The sequence below is a fragment of the Yoonia sp. 72 genome (assembly GCF_034652275.1).
Lineage (GTDB): Bacteria > Pseudomonadota > Alphaproteobacteria > Rhodobacterales > Rhodobacteraceae > Yoonia.
On record NZ_JAXIWG010000001.1, the window covers coordinates 1,600,318 to 1,622,459 of the forward strand.

Below are 22,142 nucleotides of genomic sequence, written 5' to 3' on the forward strand. Positions count from 1 at the left end.
TGGTGGTGGAAAGCCAGATCGCTGGCTGGCGCAGTGGCATGGGCCGCCGTGGGGCGACCCTGTTGATGTCAAACGTAAAGTGCGTCGATCCCGCCATCGACGGGCAGGTTGATACCCGTCACCCAGCGTGCGGCGTCCGAACACAAGAACAGGACCGGCGGCGCGATTTCATCTGCAATGGCGGGGCGTTTGATATTGGCGGCATCGGCCTGCACACGCTCTTCACCCAGCATCTGGACAAATTCGCCAAGGATCGGGGTGAACACAGGGCCGGGGGCAACCGCGTTCATGCGGATGTCGCGCTGCATGAACAAATCATAGCCGCGTTTTTTCGTCCACACGATCAGTGCTTCCTTGAAATACTGATAGCAGGTGTCCTGCGGCACCGGATGGGCGGCAAGCCACGCGGCCCCGTCGTCCCATGTGGTGGTGGCTGCCAGCGCCTTGTGCGCGTCCAGCCGCTTTGGCCATTCCGCCCCAAGGATCGAGGTCAGGTTGACCACCGCACCGCCGCCTGACAGATGCGGCACCAGACTTTCGGTCAGATGGCGCAGCCCCAGATAGTTGACACGCGCCACCACATCGGGGTCGGCCATGCCGGATACACCGGCAGCGTTGACCAGCGCGTCAATCCGCGATGGCAGTGCGCCGACAGCGGCGTCGATGGATCCGGCGTCACCCATGTCGATCTTGATGAAGCTGTCCAGCGTGATCATCGGATCGTTGCGGTCCAGCCCGATGACATGGGCCCCCTGAAACCGCGCAAGGCGGGCAATCTCGGCCCCGATCCCCGAAGAGGCGCCAGTGATGGCGATGGTTTTTCCGTGCAAATTCATGGTCTTTTTCCGTTTGATGCGCGCACCTGCCAGCCGCCCCCGAAGGGGCGCCTGACCGGCTTTGCTGGTTTGCAATGGATTAGAAGGGGTACATCACCGCATCGGGGCGGGATGTGATCCAGACCCATTGGGTGAATTCTTCCCAGATCGCGGGGCCGGAAATGCGGCTGCCGTTGCCTGATTTGCCACGCCCGCCAAATGGCGCGTTCGGGCTGGCCATCACGGTCTGGTCGTTGATGTGCAAATGGCCGACCTTCAGGCGCATCCCTGTGCGCATCGCGCGCTCCGTGTCTTTGGCGATGATGCCACCGGCAAGTCCGAATTCGGACATATTGGCCAGTTCGACCGCATGGTCATCATTGTCATAGGCCACCACGACCGCGACAGGGCCAAAGATTTCTTCCTCGAAGGCGCGCATGCCGGGTTTGACACCGGACAGCACGGTTGCGGGGAACATCCGGCCAGTGGGCGTGCCGCCTGCCAGCAGTTTGGCACCCTTGGCAACCGCATCGTCCACAATCGCCTTGACCAGCGCCACCTGCGCGTCCGAAATCAGCGGCCCAAGGGCGCATTGTTCGGTCGCAGGGTTGCCTACCGGCAGACGGCTTGCCTTGACGGCCAGTTCTGCGGCCAGATCATCGGCCATGGCGGCAGGTGCCAGAATAAGGCCGGTCGCCATGCAAATCTGGCCCTGATGCAACCATGTGCCCCATGCCGCATTGGCAGCGGCCAGCGCAAGATCGGCATCGTCCTGAATGATCAGGGCGTTCTTGCCGCCCAGTTCCAGCTGCACTTTTTTCAAGTTACGCCCGCAAGCCTCGCCCACGCGCGCGCCGACATCGGGCGAGCCGGTAAACGACACCATCGCAATATTGCGGTCCTCGCAGATGGCGGCACCCACTTCGGCACCACCCGGAATGATGTGCAGCAAATCGGCAGGCAGACCGGCTGCCTCGAACACGCGGGCGATCATGATGCCGCCGCTGATCGGGGTGCGCGGATCGGGTTTGTGGACCACCGCATTGCCGGTTGCCAGTGCGGCCACAATCGCGCGCATCGACAAAATCAGCGGAAAGTTGAACGGCGAAATCACGCCAACCACGCCATGTGCGACGCGGATCACCTCTTCATGGCGGCCATCAAGCGATTGCAGGCTGCGGCGTGTCGGTTCCATGCCAGTGGCAGCCGCGGCGCGCATGAAGCCTGCCGAATGTTCGATCTCGATTCCGGCCTTGGGATAGATCGAGCCGGTTTCGCGGATGATCCACGGGATCAGTTCTTCGCGGTGCTGTTCCAGCAGATCGGCGGCAGCGTTCAGAATAACGGCCCGTGCGGCTGGATCGGTGGCTTCCCATGCCGGTTGCGCAGCGGCGGCAGCGGCAGCGGCAGCGGTTACATCGGCCTTGTTGCCATTGCCGACCTGCGCGACAAGACTGCCATCTGCCGGTGCGTTGACGTCATAAACGCCACCCAGCGCCTTGCCCCATCCGCCGGAAAAAATCATCCCTGCCCATGCATCTTGTGCCAAGAAATTTGGTGCTGACCCGTCCATGTCGATCCTCCCTGTTATGACTGTCGCTTTTGGGCGCCGGCTGTTGTGACCAGCCTTGGTGCCGCAAAGCGGCGCTCCTCCCCAGAACGCTTGGGTATGAGTACGACCATCGTTAATATATTTTGCAACAAATCATTATACCTTACCTCAATATCTCGTTAAGCATCTGTTTATATGCATTTTATCAGCCCATCTTGTGCTACGCATGTTTTCGTGAAATATTTCATCAAGCCCGTTTTTTCATGAAATGATGAAAATGACCGAACGCATCACCCTGGCCGAAGCCTCCCGTCGCGCACCGCGAATCACCGAACGTGGCGACAGCCGGCTGTTGGATGAAGGGGCTGCGCCGACCCTTGGCGATCTGGCAGGCGCCTTGCAATTCGCGCTTGGCGACGGGCGCATCTGGCTGAGCGATGAACGCATGGTGATGATGCAGACGCAGGTGCTGGGCAATCTGCGCCGAGAAGTGATCAAAGCCGTTGGCATCGATGCCGCGCGCACGTTGTTCTATCGCACCGGCTGGTTACAGGGGCAGCTTTACGCCGATCTGGTCCGCAAGCGGTTCCATCAGGATGACCTGACCGCCGCACTGGCCGCAGGGCCGCGCCTGCATACGATGGAAGGCTTCGTCAAAGTCACTACCAAACGCTTTGAATTCGACATCAAGCGCGGCCATTACCATGGCGAATTCCACTGGCACGACAGCACCGAAGCGGTGGAGCATCTGAACGCCTTTGGCGTGTCCGATTGTCCGACCTGCTGGATGCAGGTGGGCGCGCCCGCAGGCTTTACCACCGCCCTTCTGGGCCAGCCCGTCATCTTCCGCGAGGTCGAATGTATGGGCCAAGGCGCAGAGCGTTGCGTTGTCATCGGGCGAAATGCCGCCGCTTGGGGCGACGCCTTGCCCGAGCTTGACCAATCGCCACCTTCGTCAGCGCGCCCGCGTGCCAAACCGTGGAACCCCGCAACAGGCGCGCCACCCGTGCAACAGGCTGACACCCCGCCCGCGATCATCGGCAAAACCGCCGTCATCGAACGCGCCCGCCGACTGCTGGAACGTGTGGCAGGCTATGACGAACCGGTGATCTTCCTTGGCGAACCCGGCACCGGAAAGGAATTCTTTGCCCGCCGCCTGCACGACATCGGCCGCACACCCAAAGGGCCGTTCATCATGGTAAACTGCGATGCGCTGGCCAACGGGCAGACCGACCTGCACCTGTTCGGCCCCGGCGGTGCGGTGGAACGGGCGCAGGGCGGCACGCTGTTTCTGAACGATCTGCCGTCGCTGCCCCGCGCGCTGCAATCGCAATTGTCGGCCTATCTGGGCGATGGTGCCGCATCGGTCAGGACATTGCGGGTGATGTCTGCCAGCGGGGCCGCCCTGCGCGAGGCGGTCGCCGCAGGCGCATTTCGGGCCGATCTCTATTTCCGGTTGTCGCTGTTGCCGATCGTGGTGCCGCCGTTGCGCGACCGGCGCGACGATCTGCCGATGCTGATCGAACATTTCCTGCGCCGTTTCAGCGGGCTGCATCGCAAGCCGCTGCGCCAGATCACCGCCGCCGCGCGCGATCTGCTGCTACGCTATGATTTTCCGGGCAATATGCGGGAATTGTCCAACATGATCGAACGCGGCGTGATCTATGCCGAACCGGGCGGCGATCTGGAGATATCACATATCTTCAGCGGCATCGAACAGATGCCCGAATTCGTCGAAGGGCTGCATATCTCGGGCCGGATCGTGCGGCGCAGCACACAATCTCCACCCGGCGCCACCTCTCACACAGGGACTTTTGACGAGCTAGAGCAGGACACCTATCGCATGGCACTTGCGGCAGCCAAGGGGAATGTCTCGGCTGCGGCGCGCGCGCTTGGGCTGAGTCGTGCAAAGCTGGATTACCGGCTGTCAAAACTTGGACTCGGAAAGCAATCGTGACCCGGTAAGCAGCCCGTCATGCGCCCCCAAACGTGATCCCGGTCGTTTGCTGACCCGATCAACAGGAACGACACAAGGCCGACACTGGCCTCTTTTTTTAAAGTCAGCCGTGTTCGCCCGTTTTGATGTGTCATCTGTTATCTGAAGGCCGATCCTTGCAGCGACTGTTGAGAAGCTTCGAAAAGGTACGGACGGCAACTGATGGGACTTCCTCAGCGCGGCTCATAACGCCAACGGCACCAAGGGTAGAGGACAGATCAATTTCAAGCGCCTTCAACCGTCCCTGTGCAATGTCATCGGCAACGACGCCCTTGCTAATGATCCAGACAGTGTCGGGGTCTGCCAGAATGACGGCGCGCGCAAAGGCTGGTGATGCCGTTTCAATCCGGTTTGCGAACAATGGCACCCCCTGTGCGATCAGTGACCGAGCGACGAGTGGCCGGATTGCTGAGTCTTTCGGTGGATAAAGCACACGAAAAGAGGCCAGATCTGCGAGCTCACGAATACCTTCGGTCCGGCTTTGCGGGCTGACGACAATGACGACTTTCTCGGAGTAAAGCTGCTGGAACGTCAGACCAACCATCGTATCAGGCTTGCCCAACCGCCCGACAACCAGATCAAGACCCCCGCTCCGTAGGCGCGTGGTCAGGTCAAGATGGGGTCCTTCGTGGATTTCCACCAGAATATCGGGATGGTTTAGGGTAAACTCCAGCACAGCCGCAGGCAGTACCGATGAAACCACGCTGGGTAGCGCACCCAGCCTCAACTGTCCCGCTGCCCCACCGTCGCCCTGAATACTGCGCAACCCGTGACGCAGCGCTGCGGTGCTTTGCTCTGCGAATTGCAAAAACACCTCGCCTTGCGGCGTCAGCGCCACGCCCGACCGGCTGCGTTCCAGGACGACGACGCCAAGGATGTCCTCCAACTCCTTGAGGGTTTTTGAAATCGCCGGCTGCGTCAGGTTCAACTGCTCTGCCGCAACCTTGAAGCTGCGCGCGCGGGCGATTGCACTAAAGGCATCCAGATGGCGAAACTTGATGCGTCGATCCATACTCTTTCCTTTTTTGGAAACTAAACTGTTCAATACATCATTTTGATTGTCGATATAAATATGCGATGAGATGGCTAGTCTGTGCGGAGGGGTGAAATGAGGACGCAGGTCGCTATCATTGGCGGTGGTCCATCCGGACTTTTGCTGTCGCAACTTCTATACACACGCGGCATCGATAGCGTGGTGCTGGAGCGCAAGACCAAAGATTATGTGCTAGGCCGGATCCGCGCCGGTGTTCTGGAACAGGGCCTTGTCAAACTGATGGAAGAGGCAGGCTGTGCTGCACGCCTGCATGCCGAGGGCATCCCCCACGACGGCACATTGATTTCTTATGGCGACGAAATCTTCCGCATCGACTTCACCGAACACACTGGCACAAAAGTCATGGTCTATGGCCAGACCGAGGTGACGCGCGACCTCTTCGAGGCGCGCGAAAAAGCGGGTGGCAAGATTGAATTCAACGTCGAAGATGTGGTCATCCACGGGGCAGACACCGATACGCCCCACGTGTGCTATACGGTTGATGGCAACCCACAACGCCTTGATTGCGATTTCGTGGCCGGATGTGACGGATTTCATGGTGTCAGCCGTCAGACGATCCCGCTTGATGTGCGCAAGGAATACGAAAAAATCTATCCGTTCGGCTGGCTTGGCATCCTGTCGAAAACACCGCCCGTCAACCACGAATTGATCTATGCCAATTCACCGCGCGGCTTTGCGCTTTGTTCCATGCGCAATGAAAACCTCAGCCGCTATTACATCCAGTGTTCTCTGAGCGACAAACCCGAGGACTGGACGGATGACGCGTTCTGGCAGGAACTCAAACGCCGTATCCCCGCAGATCAGGCCGCAAATCTTGTCACCGGCCCGAGCATCGAAAAGTCCATCGCACCCTTGCGGTCTTTTGTGACCGAACCGATGCGTTGGGGGCGGCTGTTTCTATGCGGTGACGCCGCACATATCGTGCCGCCGACCGGTGCCAAAGGGCTGAACACCGCCGCGTCCGACGTTCATTACCTTTATAACGGTCTGCGCGATTTTTACGAAAACAACAGCACCGCTGGCATCGACGGCTACTCCGACAAGGCGCTTGCCCGCGTCTGGAAGGCCGAGCGGTTCAGTTGGTGGTTCTCGTCGTTGATGCATACCTACCCCGACCAATCCGCCTTCGATCTGAAAATGCAAATCGCCGAGATCGCCTTCCTGCGCACCAACAAGGCAGCACAGAAATCGATGGCCGAAAACTATATCGGACTGCCCTATTGATGCGGGTGGTGGACGCAAACGGCGTTGCCTTGCACGTGCAGGAGGATGGCGATCCAATAGGCATTCCGGTGCTGTTTGCAAATTCACTGGGCACCGATCTGCGCCTTTGGGATGCGCTGATCCCGCTCTTGCCCCAAGGGCTGCGCCTGATCCGCTATGACAAACGCGGGCACGGCCTGTCGGCCTGCCCCGCCGGGCCATATACGATGGATGATCTTGCAGCCGATGCCATAGCCCTTATCGCGGCCTTGGTATTGCAACCGGTCATTTTTGTCGGACTCTCGATCGGCGGGATGATTGGCCAGACCCTTGCCGCGACACGCCCCGATCTGGTGCGTGCGCTGGTGCTGTCGAACACAGCCGCCAAGATGGGCGATCCGGCCACATGGGCCGACCGGATCGCCACAATCAACGCAAATGGCATCGCCGCCATGGAAGCAGCCATTCTGGACCGCTGGTTCGGCCCTGCCTTTCGCGCCAGCCCGCAGGCCGCACTTTGGGGGGCAATGCTGTCACGCACACCACAGGCAGGATATGTTGCATGTTGCGCTGCAATCGCAGCGGCCGATCTGACGCAAAGCACCCGCAGCTTGCGCCTGCCCGCTCTTGCCATTGCAGGCAGCCATGATGGTGCCAGCCCGCCAAATCTGGTCGCCGCAACCGCAGCCCTGATAAACGGGGCGCATTGTCATATCATCAACGGGGCGGGCCACCTGCCCTGCGTTGAAAAGCCTGCAGCGTTTGCAGCAATCCTGAACCCGTTTCTGAAGGAACACGCCCATGTCTGATCGCTTTGAAAAAGGCATGGCCACCCGCCGGTCCGTGCTGGGTGACGCCCATGTCGATCAGGCCGAAGCCATGAAAGGCGACTTTGACACGCCATTTCAGACACTGATCACCGAAGGCGCTTGGGGGACGCTCTGGTCTGACGATACGATCACCAGACGTGAACGGTCGATGCTGACGCTTTCGCTGCTGGCTGCAACCGGGAACTTCGAGGAGATACCGATGCATATCCGCGCCACCGCCAATACCGGCGCGTCACCGCAAGACGTGATGCAAGCTTTCCTGCATGTCGCGATCTATGCAGGGGTGCCAAAAGCCAACCATGCGATCAAACTTGCCAAACAAACCTATAAAGAAATGGGGGTAGACCTATGAGCCATGCGAATACGCCGCCAAAGCCGGGCGGCTTTATCCCCCGCGACCGCACCTGGCAGCCAGAAGCCCTGACGCCCGCCTATAAGACCAGCATCAAGCGCAGCCCGCAGGCGGCCTTGCTGTCGTTTCCCACGACACTGAGCGAAGAAACATCGCCGGTGTTCGGCCATCACCTGATCGGCCCTTTGGATAACGACCTGATCCTGAACTATGCCCAACCGGGCCAAAGCGCGATTGGCCCGCGCATTATCGTACATGGCCGCGTTCTGGATGAAACGGGCCGCGGTGTGCCAGGTGCATTGCTGGAATTCTGGCAAGCCAATGCAGGCGGTCGCTACCGCCACAAAAAAGAAAGCTATCTGGCAGCGCTGGACCCCAACTTTGGTGGCTGCGGGCGGACAATCACCGCCGCCGACGGATCATATGAATTCCGCACGGTCCAGCCCGGGCCCTATCCTTGGCCCAACGGGATGAACGACTGGCGCCCTGCACATATCCACTTTTCGCTGTTCGGCTACGGCTTTGCGCAGCGGCTGATCACGCAGATGTACTTCGAAGGCGACCCGCTGATCAAACGCTGCCCCATCGTTGGCGTGTTGAAGTCACAAGAGGCAATAGATGCGCTGACCGCGCCATTGGACATGCACCGGACAGTCCCCATGGATTGTCTGGCATACAAGTTCGACGTGGTCCTGCGCGGTCGGCGCCAGACCTATTTCGAAAACCGCAAGGAGGGGCTGTAACCATGGTCCAGAAGCTGCATGATTATCTGCGCGAAAGCCCCAGCCAGACCGCTGGCCCCTATGTCCACATCGGATGCACGCCCAATTTTACCGGCATCGACATCTATGGCGGCGATCTGGGCACCACGATGAAAACCGGCCCCGTCCAAGGCACTGAAATTACAATCAAGGGCATCGTTTATGACGGTATGGGCACCGCGCTGCGCGATGCCATGATCGAGATCTGGCAACCCGATGCAGCGGGCCTGTTTCCATCGGCCAACGAAACACGCGGGACAGCCGACCCCAACTTTACCGGATGGGGCAGATCGCCCGGCGACATGGAAACAGGCGAATTCACCTTTGACACTGTCAAACCCGGTGCTGTCCCCTTTCCCGATGGCCGTATGCAGGCCCCGCATATCACCGCATGGATCGTCGCACGCGGCATCAATCTCGGCCTGCACACGCGGATCTACTTTGAAGACGAAGAGGCGGCCAATGCCGCCGACCCCATACTGACACGGATCGAACATCAAAGCCGCATCCCGACCCTGCTGGCAAAAAAGCAGGCCGACGGCCTGTATCGTTTCGACATCCACCTGCAAGGGCCGGATGAAACCATCTTTTTTGATATCTGAGGTCGCGATGGAAAACCCCTGCATCATCTGCGTGGCGATCACAGGATCACTGCCCACCAAAGACAACAACCCCGCCGTGCCGATCACCATCGCCGAACAGATTGAAAGCACGCAGGAAGCCTTCGAGGCGGGCGCCACCATCGCCCACTGCCATGTGCGTGATGAGGCGGGGAAACCGACATCGGACCCTGCACGGTTCGCACAGCTCAAGGAAGGGCTGGAAAAGCACTGCCCCGGGATGATCATACAGCTATCCACCGGCGGACGCTCCGGGTCGGGGCGCGAACGTGGCGGGATGTTGCCGCTTGCGCCCGATATGGCGTCGCTGTCTGTCGGGTCCAACAACTTTCCCACGCGGGTCTATGAAAACAGCCCCGATCTTGTGGATTGGCTGGCGTCCGAAATGATCGCGCATGATGTGAAACCCGAGATCGAAGCTTTTGATCTGGGCCACATCGTCCAAGCCACGCGCATGGCGGCCGATGGCCGTCTGAAAGGCCCGCTTTATGTCCAGTTCGTAATGGGGGTGAAAAACGCTATGCCTGCGGACGAGGTGATTTTCGATTTCTATATCGAAACGCTCAAACGCCTTGCGCCTGATGCGCAATGGTGCGCCGCTGGCATCGGCCCTGCGCAATTCATCATCAACGAATGGGCAATTGCCAAGGGCGGGCACACCCGCACGGGGCTGGAAGACAACGTGCGCCTTGACCGCGACACGCTTGCGCCATCGAACGCGGCACTGGTGAAACGCGCGGTTGATCTGTGCGCAAAATATGACCGCCCCGTCGCGACATGGCAGCAGGCACGCGATATTCTGGGTCTGCAAAAGGTGCCAGCGTCACAATGACAGGATTGCGCGCGGCGACGCGGGCGGTGATCGTCTGATTTACAGGCCGTCGGCCTGCCCGATCAGTCCGGCGCACCAATCCTTTCGATGGCCGTAATCAGGCTTTCAGCGTGGTTCAGCGCAGCGCCTGTCGCCTCTGCCATTGCAGGCAATGTCAGCCATTCCAACGCCCATGCCGCACCAGAGCGTTCTTGCTCGTGGATCATGGCCTGCCCCAGCATCCCCTGCTGTCCGGCAACATAACGCGCCAGTGCCACCATCAGTTCGGCCCCGATAGGGTTCTGTTTATGCGCCATCGCAGACGACCCGCCACCGCCCGACAGGGACATTTCATCCACGCCTTGCTGGACCATCAAGGTCACATCCTGCCCGATCTTGCCAAGTGATCCGGCCACCAGCGCCAGCCAGTGCCCCAAGGCAACGATCCGGCTACGATCTGCATGCCAGACGGGACCAAGCGACAGACCCAGCGTTTCAGCGACCTTGGCCGCACAATCCGCGACATGTTCCTGCGGCGCTTCCCGGGTGCCGATAGGTCCACCGATTTGCACAAAGGCAAGCTGCGCTCTGACATCAGCCGCCCGCGCCAGATGGTCCACCAAAGGCCGCCGCCACGCATCAACCCGCAAGGCAACTGTGGCGGGCAAAGCCGCCTGCATCCTTGTGCGGGCCGTCATGGGCGCGTCGCCAAAGCGGCCCAGCACAGCTTCAAGCGCAGCGATCACGCGGTGCACACGGTCAGTCAAGCGGTCCAGCACAGCAAGGCACGTCAGAACCATCGCCGTATCGATCACATCCTGACTGGTCGCACCCGTATGCACTGCGCGGGCTGCACCATCGGGCAGGCCGGATTTCAGCGCGCCCACCAATGCTGGGACAGGCAGACCGTCTTGGTCACTGCCTTGACCGAGGGTATCGCAGGAAAAGGCCTTGATCGCCGTCAACGCCATCTCTGCATCATCTGCCTTAACGACACCACAGGCACAAAGCGCCTGCGTCCACGCGGCCTCGAATGCCAGCATCCGCGCAGTAAAGGCTGGTGCGTCGAATTCCCGGGCAATCGCCTGATCGCACAGCAACCCGCCAAACAATCCCGATGTCGTAAAGGCATTCGTCATCGCTGCATCCCGTTCTGCTTTGCGCTATCAGGCAAGCGTCCCTGAACCGTTGGTAATCCTTTGGCGGCCCTGAAACTGTGTCACACCTTCATACTCAATATTCCGGCCAATGCCAGATGACGCGTTCCCCTTAACGACAAGACGGGACGCTTCGGCGGCCCATTTGTTCCGAAAGTCTTACCCACAAGCAAAAGGCGATTGAGCCAACAACATGACTTTAATGGGTTTCTCTGCCTGTCGCGTTGCTTGTTCGGCGTTCAATTCCGACTGGAATGACAAGAAACCGGGATCGGAAATCATAGGGTTACGCCCTGGCCCAGCCCAGCGCGTCCAGTCCGCTACAGGTCGCGTTCAGGACAAGGAAACCGGCATCGCGCCGCACCTTGTATGGCGGTAGATATTGCCGGATACAAAGTCGCCACGCCATCAGCCACGTGTTTCGACGCGGCCTTGATAGGCTTGCAGATCACCCAGCAATTTTTGTCCCACAGGCACATCGGCGCGGGTGCAATGTTCGGCCCAGATCGCGGCGAAGGGCAGATCGCGGGCTTCTTCGGTCAGCACCAGACGGCCGGTAAAGTCCAACTCACCTTCCATCGCTTTCAACCTGTCCTGCGGCAGAAGCAAAGCCCGCAGCAGCGCCTTTTGCATGTTGCGCACCCCGATTACCCAAGCCGCGGTCCGGCTGATCGTGGCATCGAAGAAATCGAGGCCAATGCGCGTGCGCCCCAACAGACCCGCAAAAACCAGTTCCTGCGCCATCGCCAGCAGATCGTCGTTCAGCAGCACCACATGGTCGCTGTCCCAGCGTACCGGGCGCGATACATGTAGCAAAATATCCTGTACCGACATGGCAACGGATGACAATTTGTCGGCAACGCTCTCGGTCGGGTGGAAATGGCCCATGTCGAGGCACAAGGCGGTCCCTTTGCGGATCGCATAGCCAAGGTAGAATTCATGGCTGCCTACGGTCATCGATTCCACGCCGATGCCGAACAATTTGGATTCCACCGCGTCGATCAGTGCCGTTTTTGGGTAATCATCGGCGAACATGGCATCGAGCGAGGACTCCAGCCTGCGCCGCGCGGCCATCCGGTCGACGGGCGTATCCTTGGACCCGTCGGGCACCCAGATGTTGTTGACCGCGGCAGCGCCCAGTTCGGTGCCCATCTGTGCCGCGATGTCACGGCAACGGCGGCCATGTTCGATCCAGAAATCGCGGATGCCCTGATCAGGGTGGGACAGGGTCAGGTTGTCGTCGGCCTTGGCATGGGCAAAGAAGGTGGGGTTGAAATCAAGCCCCAGCCTCTGATCCTTGGCCCAATCCACCCAAGAGGCGAAATGTTTGTATTCAATCGCATCGCGGTCGGGGGACTCGTCCGTGTCCAGATAGCAGGCGTGCAGGTTCAGCCGGTGCTTGCCTGGAATCTGCGCAAAGGCGAATTCCAGATCGGCGCGCAGTTCCGCAGGATTGCGCGCGCGCCCCGGATGGTTGCCGGTCGCCTGAATACCGCCACCCGATGTGCCTGATTTCTTCTCGAACCCGCGCACATCGTCGCCTTGCCAGCAATGCACCGAAATCGGGATCGTGGACAGGGTAGCGAGCGCTGCTTCGGTATCGACGCCCCAATCGGCGAATTGGGCCCGCGCGCTGTCGTAATCTTTGCTCATCATCATCCCCTAGCGCGTGAACGCTTCTTTGTTGCCGGCATCGACGTTCAGGATATTGCCGGTGGATTTGGCCGACAGGTCAGAGGCAAGGAAATAGACGCCTTCGGCGATATCTTCGGGCAGGACCGCGCGTTTGAGCAAGGACCGCTGGCGGTACATTTCCTCCAGCCCGTCCTTGTCGGTCTGGTAGGTGCTGGCGCGCTGGTCGAGCCATTCGCCCGACCAGATTTTCGACCCGCGCAGCACGGCATCGGGGTTGACGGTATTCACACGGATGCCCGCATCGGCCCCTTCCAGCGCCAGACAGCGGGCAAGGTGGATTTCGGCGGCCTTGGCGGTGCAATAGGCACTGGCATTGGGGCTGGCGGCCAGCCCGTTCTTGGACGCCACAAAGACCACTGACCCGCCGATCCCTTGGGTGCGCAGCAGCTTGAACGCCTCGCGGCTGACAAGGAAATAGCCGGTGGACAGGATATCCATGTTCTTGTTCCACAGGGCGAGCGTCGTCTCCTCGACCGGGGCGGAGGACGCGATACCGGCGTTGGACACAAGGATATCGACCCCACCAAAGGCCAGTGCCGTCTGGGTATAGGCGGCGATCACCTGTGCTTCGTCGGTGACATCCATTGCGACGGCGGCCACGACATCGGCACCAAAGGTCTTGGCCATGCCTTTGGCCACATCCTGCACCGCCGCGCCGTCGATATCGGCGAGCATGACGCAGGCACCTTCGCATAGCAGCCGTTCGGCGGTGGCCGATCCGATGCCACCCGCGCCGCCAGTGACCAATGCGATACGGCCAGCCAGCGCTTTGGGCTTGGGCAGGCGTTGCAGTTTCGCTTCTTCCAGCAGCCAGTATTCGATGTCGAAGGCTTCCTGTTCGGGCAGGCCCTGATAGGTGGACACGGCCGAGGCCCCGCGCATCACGTTGATCGCGTTGACATAGAATTCGCCTGACACCCGCGCTGTCGCCTTGTCGAGTGCGAATGTGATCATGCCGACACCGGGGACCAGATAGACCACGGCATTGGGGTCGCGCAGGGCGGGGCTGTCGGGCTTTTTGCAGCGGTCATAGTAAGCGGCGTAATCGGCGCGGTAATCCGCGATGGCGGGCGCGAGGCTCGCAATCGTGGCCGCCAGATCGGGATTGGCAGGGTCGAAATCGACCACCAAAGGCCTGATTTTCGTGCGCAGGAAATGGTCAGGGCAGGATGTGCCCATCGGGGCAAGCCTGTCCAGCATGGCAGAGCCCACAAATTCCAGCACGGCGGGGCTGTCGTCGAAATGGCCGACCTTGTGACGGTCGCCCGAAATCAGGCCCCGGATCACCGGCATCAGCTGCGCGGCGATGGCGCGGCGCTGATCGCCGGGCAAATCGGTATGTTTGGCACCGCCAAAGGCGGGCTTGCCAGCGGACCGTTCATCCAGCCAGTCGGCGGCTGTGTTGATAATCTCCAGCGTGGTCAGATAGCAGTCCTTGGCATCATCGGCCCATGTGAACAGCCCGTGGCTTTCCAGCACGGCGCCGCGCATCCGCGGATTTTCGACCGCCAGCTTTTCCAGCCACAGTCCCAGCTCATAGCCGGGCTTTTTCCACGGCAGCCAGCCGATATCGTCGCCGAACACCTCGGCCGTCAGGTCGCGCGAATTGACCGAGGCCGCGATGGCGATGATCGCATCCGAATGCACGTGATCGACATGTTTGCGCGGCACATAGGCATGCAGCGGGGTGTCGATACTGGCCGCGCGCGGGTTGAGGTTGAAGGTGCAATGCGGCAGGTAGCCAACCATTTCATCTTCATGCGCCACGCCGCGATAAAGACCCTTCAGCGCGTGCAGTTTATCCATGTAAAGCGTGGAAAACCCGTCCATCCTGATGGACCCGATATCGCCGCCCGATCCTTTGACCCACAGAACCTCGACCATGTCCCCGGTCAGGGGATCGCGTTCCATCACCTTGGCGCTGGTATTGCCGCCGCCGTAATTGGTGACGCGCTTGTCGGACCCCAGCAGATTCGAGCGGTAAAGCAGCTTTTCCGATTCGGACATGTTGGCCGCAACGGCATCATCCCACAGGTTTTTCAGGTGGTTGGCAGGTGTGGTCATCATGTCCTCCGCTGGGTGTTGCAGGAAAAATGGGGGTAAATCCGGTGCGAAGTCAATCAATAACAATCAACTTCAATCATGCTGCATCGCAAAAACGTATATCGTGATTGAAAATGATTGACAGTGATTGTTTCTGGTGGAAACCTGCGACCGAGGGAGACTGCCATGCATGAAAGCGAACGCCACCGGATCATCCTGTCGTCCATCGAGGGCCGCCCCGTGGCGACCGTGGCCGATCTGGTCACGCTGACCGGCGCGTCAGAGGCGACGATCCGGCGCGATATCGCCGCACTGCACCTGCAAAAGAAACTGCGCCGCGTGCGGGGCGGGGCGGAATCCGTCTCGCCTTCGCAATTCGTCAGCATCAATGCGCGGCCTTTCAGCGTCAACGAAACCATCCGTCTGGCGCAGAAACGCGCGATTGCACGCGCGGCCGTCGATCTGTGCAAGGATGGCGAGGCGATCATCATCAACGGCGGCACCACGACGTTCCAGATGGTGCATCCCTTGACCGCGCGGCGCTGTCAGGTGTTCACCAACAGCTTTCCCATCGCCGAACATCTGCTCAAGCATTCCAAGAACACGGTCCTTTTGCCTGCGGGTGCGATCTACCGCGAACAGAACATCATCCTGTCCCCCTTCGACGAGGACGGCAGCCGCAATTTCTATGCCAGCCGCATGTTTATGGGCTGTCGCGGCTTGGGTGCGTTGGGGCTGATGGAAGGTGACCCGATGCTGGTGCAGGCCGAACAAAAGCTGATCAATCAGGCCGATGAACTGGTGGTTCTGGCCGATAGTACGAAATTTTCCGCCCGTTCCAGCCTGCTGCTGTGCGCGCTGTCGCGGATCCATACCGTCATTACCGACGAAGGGATCACCGACCGCGATGCCGCCATGCTGGATGCGGCGGATATCAGGCTGATCGTGGCCCGCACAGGGGCCGCTGACAGGACGGAGGACCGCGCAGGCGACGCCTGAGCGACATCATTTAGGGAGGAACGAAATGTCTATTCTGAAGAAAGCACTCGCCACTGCGGCGATGAGCACGGTGATGCTGGCGCAACCCGCCTTAGCCGAGGACATGCGCATCGCGCTGGTGGTCAAGGCGCTGGGCATCGGCTTTTTCGAAGCCGCAGCCCAAGGCGCCGAAGAAGCCGCCGCTGAACTGGGCGGGGTCGAGATTATCTATACCGGTCCCACCAGCACCACCGCCGAAGGCCAGATCGAGGTGATCAACGCCCTGATCGCCCAAGGCGTGGATGCCATCGCGATTTCCGCCAACGACCCCGATGCCGTAGCACCCGCGCTGCGCCGCGCGATGGACCGTGGCATCACGGTGATTTCATGGGACAGCGGCGTTGCCCCTGAAGGACGCCAGATGCATCTGAACCCGTCGTCGCCGTCGCTGATCGGCAATACGATCATCCGTCTGGCCGCCGACCATCTGCCTGACGGCGGTGATGTGGCGATCCTGTCGGCGACATCGACATCCACCAACCAGAATATCTGGATCGAGGAAGCCACCAAGGCGTTGCCCAACTTCCCCGGTATCAATCTGGTGGCGACCGTCTATGGCGACGATCTGGCCGACAAATCCTACCGCGAAGCACAGGGCCTGATGCAGACCTACCCCGATCTGCGCGCGATCATCGCGCCGACCACGGTGGGTATTCTGGCGGCATCGCAGGCCGTGACCGACGCCGGCAAGATCGGTGAAATCAACGTCACCGGTCTGGGCCTGCCATCGGAAATGGCGGGGGCTGTTGAATCCGGGGCCACGCTCAGCTTTGCGATCTGGAACCCGATTGATCTGGGCTATGCCGCAACAATGATCGCGCATGGTCTTGCCTCTGGCACGGCCACGGCGGAACCGGGTGCTACCATTTCGATGGGCCGGATCGGTGAGGCCGTGCTGGACGACAACAACGAAGCCGCGATGTCGGACCCGTTCACCTATGACGCGTCCAACATCGAGGAATTCAAGTCGATCTTCTGATCGCCTGTGCCCCGGCGGGCCTGCCTGCCGGGGACCACTTTTCCCAAGGACCAGTCTGATGCAACCGATCCTGTCGCTGCGCGGCATTTCCAAGTCATTTCCGGGCGTTAAGGCGTTGCAGGACGTATCGCTTGATCTTTACCCCGGTCAGGTCACCGCGCTGATCGGTGAAAACGGGGCTGGCAAATCGACCATCGTCAAGGTGCTGACCGGCATCTACCAGCCCGAGGACGGCACGATCACGCTGGACGGACAGGTCGTGCATTTCGCCAATGCGCAGGATGCGTCAAAGGCGGGTGTCACCGCGATCCATCAGGAAACGGTGCTGTTTGACGAATTGTCCGTGGCCGAAAACATCTGGCTTGGCCATGCGCCGCGCACGCGGTTTGGCCTGATCGACAAGCGGGCCATGCGCGACGGTGCGCGGACTCTTTTGGAAGGCATTGGATCGGCGCTTGATCCAGACCAGCGGCTGGGCGATCTGGGCATCGCGTCGAAACATCTGGTGGCGATCGCGCGGGCCTTGTCCACGGATGCCCGTGTTGTCGTGCTGGATGAACCCACAGCCGCGCTGAGCCACAAGGAAATCCACGAGCTTTACGATCTGGTTGCCACGCTGAAGGCGCAGGGCAAGGCGATCCTGTTCATCAGCCACAAGTTCGATGAAATCTTCCACATCGCCGACCGCTACACCGTGTTCCGCGACGGGCAATTCGTGGGTGCGGGGATAATGGCGGATGTGACCGAAGGGGCCTTGGTGCAGATGATGGTGGGCCGCAGTGTCGACCAGATTTTCCCGACCCGCACACCCAAGATCGGCCCAGCCGTGCTGACGGTGGCGGGCTATGACCATCCGACCGAATTTGCGGATATCCGCTTCACCCTGCATCAGGGCGAGATCCTGGGCTTTTACGGCCTCGTCGGCGCGGGAAGGTCCGAGGTGATGCAGGCCCTGTTCGGCATCACCACCCCGTCCAAAGGGGCTGTGCGGATCGACGAAAAGGTGCGCGTGATCCGGTCAACCCATGACGCGATTGCCGCCGGTATCGTCTATGTCCCCGAGGATCGCGGGCGGCAGGGGGCGATCCGTGGCCTGCCGATTTTCCAGAATGTGACCCTGCCGTCGCTGGCGCAGGTCGGGCGGCACGGCTTTCTGCGCATGGCCGAGGAATTCAAGCTGGCGCGCGATTACACCCAGCGCCTTGATCTGCGCGCCGCCAGTCTGGATCAGGAACTGGGGCTGTTGTCGGGGGGCAACCAGCAAAAGGTGGTGATCGCCAAATGGCTGGCCACGAAACCGCGCGTGATCATTCTGGATGAACCGACCAAGGGCATCGATATCGGGTCCAAGGCGGCGGTGCATGATTTCATGGCCGAGCTTGCCGCCGAAGGGTTGGCGGTGATCATGGTCAGTTCCGAAATCCCCGAGGTGCTGGGCATGTCCGACCGCGTGATCGTGATGCGCGAAGGCCGGATCGTGGACGAAGTGACAGGCGACGCGATGACCCCCGAACGGTTGGTCCGCGCCGCCGCAGGGATTTCGGAGGCTGCATGAACATTCTCAAGAACCGCGATGTGTTGCTCGCCTTTGCCATCGTCCTGCTGATCGGCGGGGTGGCCATGCGCTTTCCGGCCTTTGTGCGGCCCGGCAATCTGGTCAATGTGTTCAACGACACATCGCCGCTGATCCTGCTGGCGATTGGCCAGATGATCGTGATCCTGACCAAATGCATCGATCTGTCGGTCGCAGCGAACCTTGCGCTGTGTGGTATGGCGGCGGCCTTGATGAACGGGATGGGCGTGCCCTTGCCGCTGGTCCTGCTGGCGGTGGTGGTGCTGGGCGGTGCCTTGGGGGCCGTGAACGGACTTCTGGTCTGGAAGCTCGGCATTCCGTCGATTGTCGTCACCCTTGGCACGATGACCATCTATCGCGGCACGATCTTTCTGATGACGGGCGGCGCATGGGTGAACGCCCACCAGATGAGCGACGGGTTCAAAGCTCTGCCACGCATGGTGTTTCTGGGCCTGCCTGTGATGAGCTGGATCGCGCTGGCCGCGATTGCACTGTTTTTCGTGGTGCTGACACGCACGCCTTTGGGCCGGTCGTTCTATGCAGTGGGGGGCAATCCGCATGCCGCCGTCTATACCGGTATCGATGTGGGGCGCACGCAATGTATCGCGTTTATCATTTCAGGCGCTTTGGCGGGGCTGACGGGCTATTTGTGGGTCGCGCGCTTTGCGGTGGCCTATGTCGATATCGCGGCGGGGTTTGAATTGCAGGTCGTCGCCGCCTGCGTGATCGGCGGCATTGCCATAGTCGGCGGCGCAGGCAGTGTCATTGGTGCAGTGCTGGGGGCCTTGTTTCTGGGGATTATCAACAACGCCCTGCCGGTGATCGGGATTTCGCCATTCTGGCAGATGGCGATTTCCGGCAGCGCCATCGTGATCGCGGTGACGCTAAACGCCACGCAGAACCGGCCCAAAGGGCGCATCATCCTCAAACAGGGAGAGCCGACATGACCGACACCGCCCCGATCCGCACCGGCCGTGCCATCCCTGACCGGTTGCAATCGCCCGCTGCACGCGCGTTACGGTCGTGGGAATCCATTCTTGTCGCAGTGGCGATTGCGATTTTCATCACCAATTCTTTCACATCGCCATTTTTCCTGAACGCGTGGAACCTGTCAGACGCGACCTTCAATTTTACCGAAAAAGCGATGATCGCGCTGGCGATGGCGCTGCTCATTATCTCGGGCGAGATTGACCTGTCGGTCGCCTCGATCATCGCGCTGGCATCAACCGCGATGGGGCTGGCGATGCAGGCAGGGGCCGGTGTGCCGGTGCTGGTGCTGGTAGGCATCGGCACGGGGGTTCTGTGCGGGGCGTTCAACGGATTTCTGGTGGCGGGTCTGGGCCTGCCGTCCATCGTCGTGACCATCGGCACCATGAGCCTGTTTCGCGGCATCGCATTCATCGTGCTGGGGGATAAGGCCTTTAACGGCTATCCGCCGGGCTTTGCCTATTTCGGACAGGGCTATGTCTGGTGGGTGTTCAGCTTCGAGCTGGTGCTGTTCACGGTGCTGGCGGTGATCTATTGGGCGCTGCTGCATCGCACCGCATTCGGGCGCGCGGTCTATGCCATCGGCAACAATGCGACGGCAGCGCAGTTTTCGGGCATCCGCGTGGCACGGGTGAAATTCATCCTGTTCCTGTTGACGGGCCTGATGTCCGGTATCGCCGCAGTTTGCCTGACTTCAAGGCTGGGATCGACGCGACCCTCCATCGCCACGGGGTTCGAGCTGGAAGTTGTGACCATGGTCGTCCTTGGCGGGGTGTCGATCCTTGGCGGATCAGGATCGATCCTTGGGGTGGTGCTGGCGGCGCTGATCATGGGGATGGTGACCTTCGGCTTTGGCCTGCTGAACGTGCCGGGGATCGTGATGAGCATCTTTCTGGGCGTGCTGCTGATCAGCGTCATCGCCCTGCCGCGTCTGTTTGGGAAAAGATGATGGAAAAATACGCGTTCAAGATGCAGCTGAACCAAGGCATGGCTGCAGAATACAAACGCCGCCATGATGCGATCTGGCCCGAACTGGTCGATCTTTTGCATGCCGCAGGCGTCAGCGACTATTCGATTCATCTGGACCCTGACACGCATATCCTGTTCGGCGTGCTCTGGCGGCGCGAAGGTCACGCGATGGCAGCGCTGCCCGATCATCCGGTGATGCAGCGCTGGTGGGCGCATATGGCCGATATCATGCAGACAGGGCCTGACAATGCGCCGGTCAGTGTGCCGCTGATCCCTGTCTTTCACATGCCATGACCCATGTCGCAGTGATCGATCTGGGCAAGACCAACGCCAAACTGGCGCTGGTCGATGCGGGCACATTGCGCGAGATCGCCGTCGTGACGCGGCCCAATACGGTGCGGCCCGGCCCGCCCTGGCCGCATTTCGATCTGGAGGGACATTGGGAGTTCTTCCTGCATCACCTGAACGCCTTTCACGCCAGTTGGGGCGTGGATGCGATTTCGGTCACCACTCACGGTGCGGCGGCAGTACTGCTGGACCGGCATGGCCAACTGGCCGCGCCGATGCTGGATTACGAACATAAAGGCCCTGATGATCTGGCAGCAGCCTATGACGCGCTGCGCCCTGATTTCGCGATGACCGGATCGCCGCGGCTGCCGATGGGGCTGAACCTTGGGGCGCAACTGCACTGGATGCTGGCGACAGACCCCGGTTTGCAGGATCGGATCGCCCATGTGCTGACCTATCCACAATACTGGGGCTGGCGCCTGACAGGAGAGATGGCGTGCGATGTGACATCGCTTGGCTGCCATACCGATCTTTGGTTGCCCGATGAGGGGCGATTTTCCCCGTTGGTGGACAAGCTGGGACTGACCGGCAAGATCGCTGGCCCCCGACGCCCCAATGACGTGCTGGGCCATTTGCGGCCCGAGATTGCATCGGTGACCGGCCTGCCGCGCGAAACGCCGGTCACGGTGGGTATCCACGATTCCAACGCCTCGCTTTACCCTTACCTCGCAGCGCGGCAGGCCCCTTTTGCAGTCGTGTCGACCGGCACTTGGGTTATCTGCATGGCCGTTGGAGGCGATGCTGTCTCACCCGATCCCACACGCGATGTGCTGGTGAATGTGAACGCTCTGGGCGCTCCGGTGCCGTCGGCGCGGTTCATGGGCGGGCGTGAGTATGACCTGATCCGGCAAGGCGCATCAGAGCCAAAGGCCCAAGACCGCGCGGCGGTACTGGCGGGGCGGGCGATGATCCTGCCGAGTGTCGTGCCAGAGTCAGGGCCATATCAGGGCCGCACTATGCGCTGGACCAACGCGCCCGAGGATGCCTGCCAGAATGATGTTGCGCTGGCGTTTTATCTGGCGCTGATGACGCGGACCTGCCTTGATCTGACAGGCGCGCGCGGACCCGTGATCGTAGAAGGGCCATTTGCACGCAACACCGCCTATCTGGCAATGCTCGCGGCAATTTCACCGGACGGGGTGGAAACGGCGACCTCTGCCACCGGCACTTCGGCGGGGGCGGCTTTGCTGGCGGTGGGGTCAGTTGCCAAGCCGGAAACGCAGGCCGTGCCGGTCCCGTCCGATGCCCGTGCCCTGCGCGCCTATGCGCAAGACTGGGATACCGAAGTCCAAGCCGGCAGCTAGGCTTTGGCAAAGGCTTCGATCTGCCTTGCAAGGCCTGCATCGAGAATCCGAGCGC

General features: G+C 60.7%; 20 protein-coding genes. 14 read left to right on the plus strand and 6 right to left on the minus strand.

Features of this window, described 5'->3' with window-relative positions:
- Positions 1-68: 68 nt before the first annotated feature.
- On the minus strand, positions 69-836 hold the full coding sequence (locus tag VCK47_RS08000; protein ID WP_322891877.1) for a coniferyl-alcohol dehydrogenase: 768 nt from the start codon (positions 834-836) through the stop codon (positions 69-71).
- A gap of 79 nt (positions 837-915) precedes the next feature.
- Complete coding sequence (locus tag VCK47_RS08005) at positions 916-2,340, minus strand: aldehyde dehydrogenase family protein (RefSeq protein WP_322891878.1); 1,425 nt, start codon at positions 2,338-2,340, stop codon at positions 916-918.
- Positions 2,341-2,644: 304 nt separating this feature from the next.
- Here VCK47_RS08005 and VCK47_RS08010 point away from each other — a divergent pair, with 304 nt between their 5' ends.
- Positions 2,645-4,324: a sigma-54-dependent Fis family transcriptional regulator gene (locus VCK47_RS08010; RefSeq protein ID WP_322891879.1), complete on the plus strand. Its 1,680-nt coding sequence runs from the start codon at positions 2,645-2,647 to the stop codon at positions 4,322-4,324.
- Between the two features lie 130 nt (positions 4,325-4,454).
- On the opposite strand, the gene pcaQ is transcribed toward VCK47_RS08010, so the two are convergent.
- On the minus strand, positions 4,455-5,408 hold the full coding sequence (gene pcaQ, locus VCK47_RS08015) for a pca operon transcription factor PcaQ (RefSeq protein WP_322891880.1): 954 nt from the start codon (positions 5,406-5,408) through the stop codon (positions 4,455-4,457).
- A 63-nt stretch (positions 5,409-5,471) separates the two neighbouring features.
- Between pcaQ and pobA the strand changes: the two genes are divergently transcribed.
- The 6 genes from pobA to VCK47_RS08045 are packed head-to-tail and all read left to right on the plus strand — an operon-like array spanning position 5,472 to position 10,015.
- Complete coding sequence (gene pobA / locus VCK47_RS08020) at positions 5,472-6,641, plus strand: 4-hydroxybenzoate 3-monooxygenase (protein ID WP_322891881.1); 1,170 nt, start codon at positions 5,472-5,474, stop codon at positions 6,639-6,641.
- Complete coding sequence (gene pcaD, locus VCK47_RS08025; protein ID WP_322891882.1) at positions 6,641-7,429, plus strand: 3-oxoadipate enol-lactonase; 789 nt, start codon at positions 6,641-6,643, stop codon at positions 7,427-7,429. Before pobA ends, pcaD begins: the two co-directional genes overlap by 1 nt.
- Entirely contained in the window at positions 7,422-7,802 is a 381-nt protein-coding gene (gene pcaC, locus VCK47_RS08030) for a 4-carboxymuconolactone decarboxylase (RefSeq protein ID WP_322891883.1), read from the plus strand. The genes pcaD and pcaC overlap by 8 nt, the downstream gene beginning before the upstream one ends.
- Positions 7,799-8,545: a protocatechuate 3,4-dioxygenase subunit beta gene (pcaH, locus tag VCK47_RS08035; protein WP_322891885.1), complete on the plus strand. Its 747-nt coding sequence runs from the start codon at positions 7,799-7,801 to the stop codon at positions 8,543-8,545. Before pcaC ends, pcaH begins: the two co-directional genes overlap by 4 nt.
- A gap of 2 nt (positions 8,546-8,547) precedes the next feature.
- Complete coding sequence (pcaG, locus tag VCK47_RS08040) at positions 8,548-9,165, plus strand: protocatechuate 3,4-dioxygenase subunit alpha (protein ID WP_322891886.1); 618 nt, start codon at positions 8,548-8,550, stop codon at positions 9,163-9,165.
- A 7-nt stretch (positions 9,166-9,172) separates the two neighbouring features.
- Complete coding sequence (locus VCK47_RS08045) at positions 9,173-10,015, plus strand: 3-keto-5-aminohexanoate cleavage protein (protein ID WP_322891887.1); 843 nt, start codon at positions 9,173-9,175, stop codon at positions 10,013-10,015.
- A gap of 62 nt (positions 10,016-10,077) precedes the next feature.
- Here VCK47_RS08045 and VCK47_RS08050 read toward each other — a convergent pair whose 3' ends face one another.
- The 3 genes from VCK47_RS08050 to VCK47_RS08060 all read right to left on the minus strand — a co-directional run bounded on the left by VCK47_RS08050 (position 10,078) and on the right by VCK47_RS08060 (position 14,910).
- Entirely contained in the window at positions 10,078-11,133 is a 1,056-nt protein-coding gene (locus tag VCK47_RS08050) for a 3-carboxy-cis,cis-muconate cycloisomerase (protein WP_322891888.1), read from the minus strand.
- 426 nt (positions 11,134-11,559) lie between these two features.
- Positions 11,560-12,804 carry an L-rhamnose isomerase gene (locus VCK47_RS08055; RefSeq protein WP_322891889.1) on the minus strand — a complete coding sequence of 415 codons (1,245 nt, stop codon included), beginning with the start codon at positions 12,802-12,804 and terminating at the stop codon, positions 11,560-11,562.
- A gap of 9 nt (positions 12,805-12,813) precedes the next feature.
- On the minus strand, positions 12,814-14,910 hold the full coding sequence (locus VCK47_RS08060; RefSeq protein WP_322891890.1) for a bifunctional rhamnulose-1-phosphate aldolase/short-chain dehydrogenase: 2,097 nt from the start codon (positions 14,908-14,910) through the stop codon (positions 12,814-12,816).
- Between the two features lie 165 nt (positions 14,911-15,075).
- On the opposite strand from VCK47_RS08060, the gene VCK47_RS08065 reads away from it, so the two are divergent.
- The 7 genes from VCK47_RS08065 to VCK47_RS08095 are packed head-to-tail and all read left to right on the plus strand — an operon-like array spanning position 15,076 to position 22,087.
- Positions 15,076-15,888: a DeoR/GlpR family DNA-binding transcription regulator gene (locus VCK47_RS08065; RefSeq protein WP_322891891.1), complete on the plus strand. Its 813-nt coding sequence runs from the start codon at positions 15,076-15,078 to the stop codon at positions 15,886-15,888.
- Positions 15,889-15,913: 25 nt separating this feature from the next.
- Complete coding sequence (gene rhaS / locus VCK47_RS08070) at positions 15,914-16,906, plus strand: rhamnose ABC transporter substrate-binding protein (protein ID WP_322891892.1); 993 nt, start codon at positions 15,914-15,916, stop codon at positions 16,904-16,906.
- 58 nt (positions 16,907-16,964) lie between these two features.
- Positions 16,965-18,461, plus strand: coding sequence for a sugar ABC transporter ATP-binding protein (locus VCK47_RS08075; protein ID WP_322891893.1), 1,497 nt, complete (start codon positions 16,965-16,967; stop codon positions 18,459-18,461).
- Positions 18,458-19,426: an ABC transporter permease gene (locus VCK47_RS08080; RefSeq protein ID WP_322891894.1), complete on the plus strand. Its 969-nt coding sequence runs from the start codon at positions 18,458-18,460 to the stop codon at positions 19,424-19,426. Before VCK47_RS08075 ends, VCK47_RS08080 begins: the two co-directional genes overlap by 4 nt.
- On the plus strand, positions 19,423-20,415 hold the full coding sequence (locus tag VCK47_RS08085; RefSeq protein WP_322891895.1) for an ABC transporter permease: 993 nt from the start codon (positions 19,423-19,425) through the stop codon (positions 20,413-20,415). The genes VCK47_RS08080 and VCK47_RS08085 overlap by 4 nt, the downstream gene beginning before the upstream one ends.
- Entirely contained in the window at positions 20,412-20,729 is a 318-nt protein-coding gene (locus tag VCK47_RS08090; RefSeq protein ID WP_322891896.1) for an L-rhamnose mutarotase, read from the plus strand. Before VCK47_RS08085 ends, VCK47_RS08090 begins: the two co-directional genes overlap by 4 nt.
- Complete coding sequence (locus VCK47_RS08095) at positions 20,726-22,087, plus strand: FGGY-family carbohydrate kinase (protein ID WP_322891897.1); 1,362 nt, start codon at positions 20,726-20,728, stop codon at positions 22,085-22,087. The genes VCK47_RS08090 and VCK47_RS08095 overlap by 4 nt, the downstream gene beginning before the upstream one ends.
- Positions 22,088-22,142 lie beyond the last annotated feature (55 nt).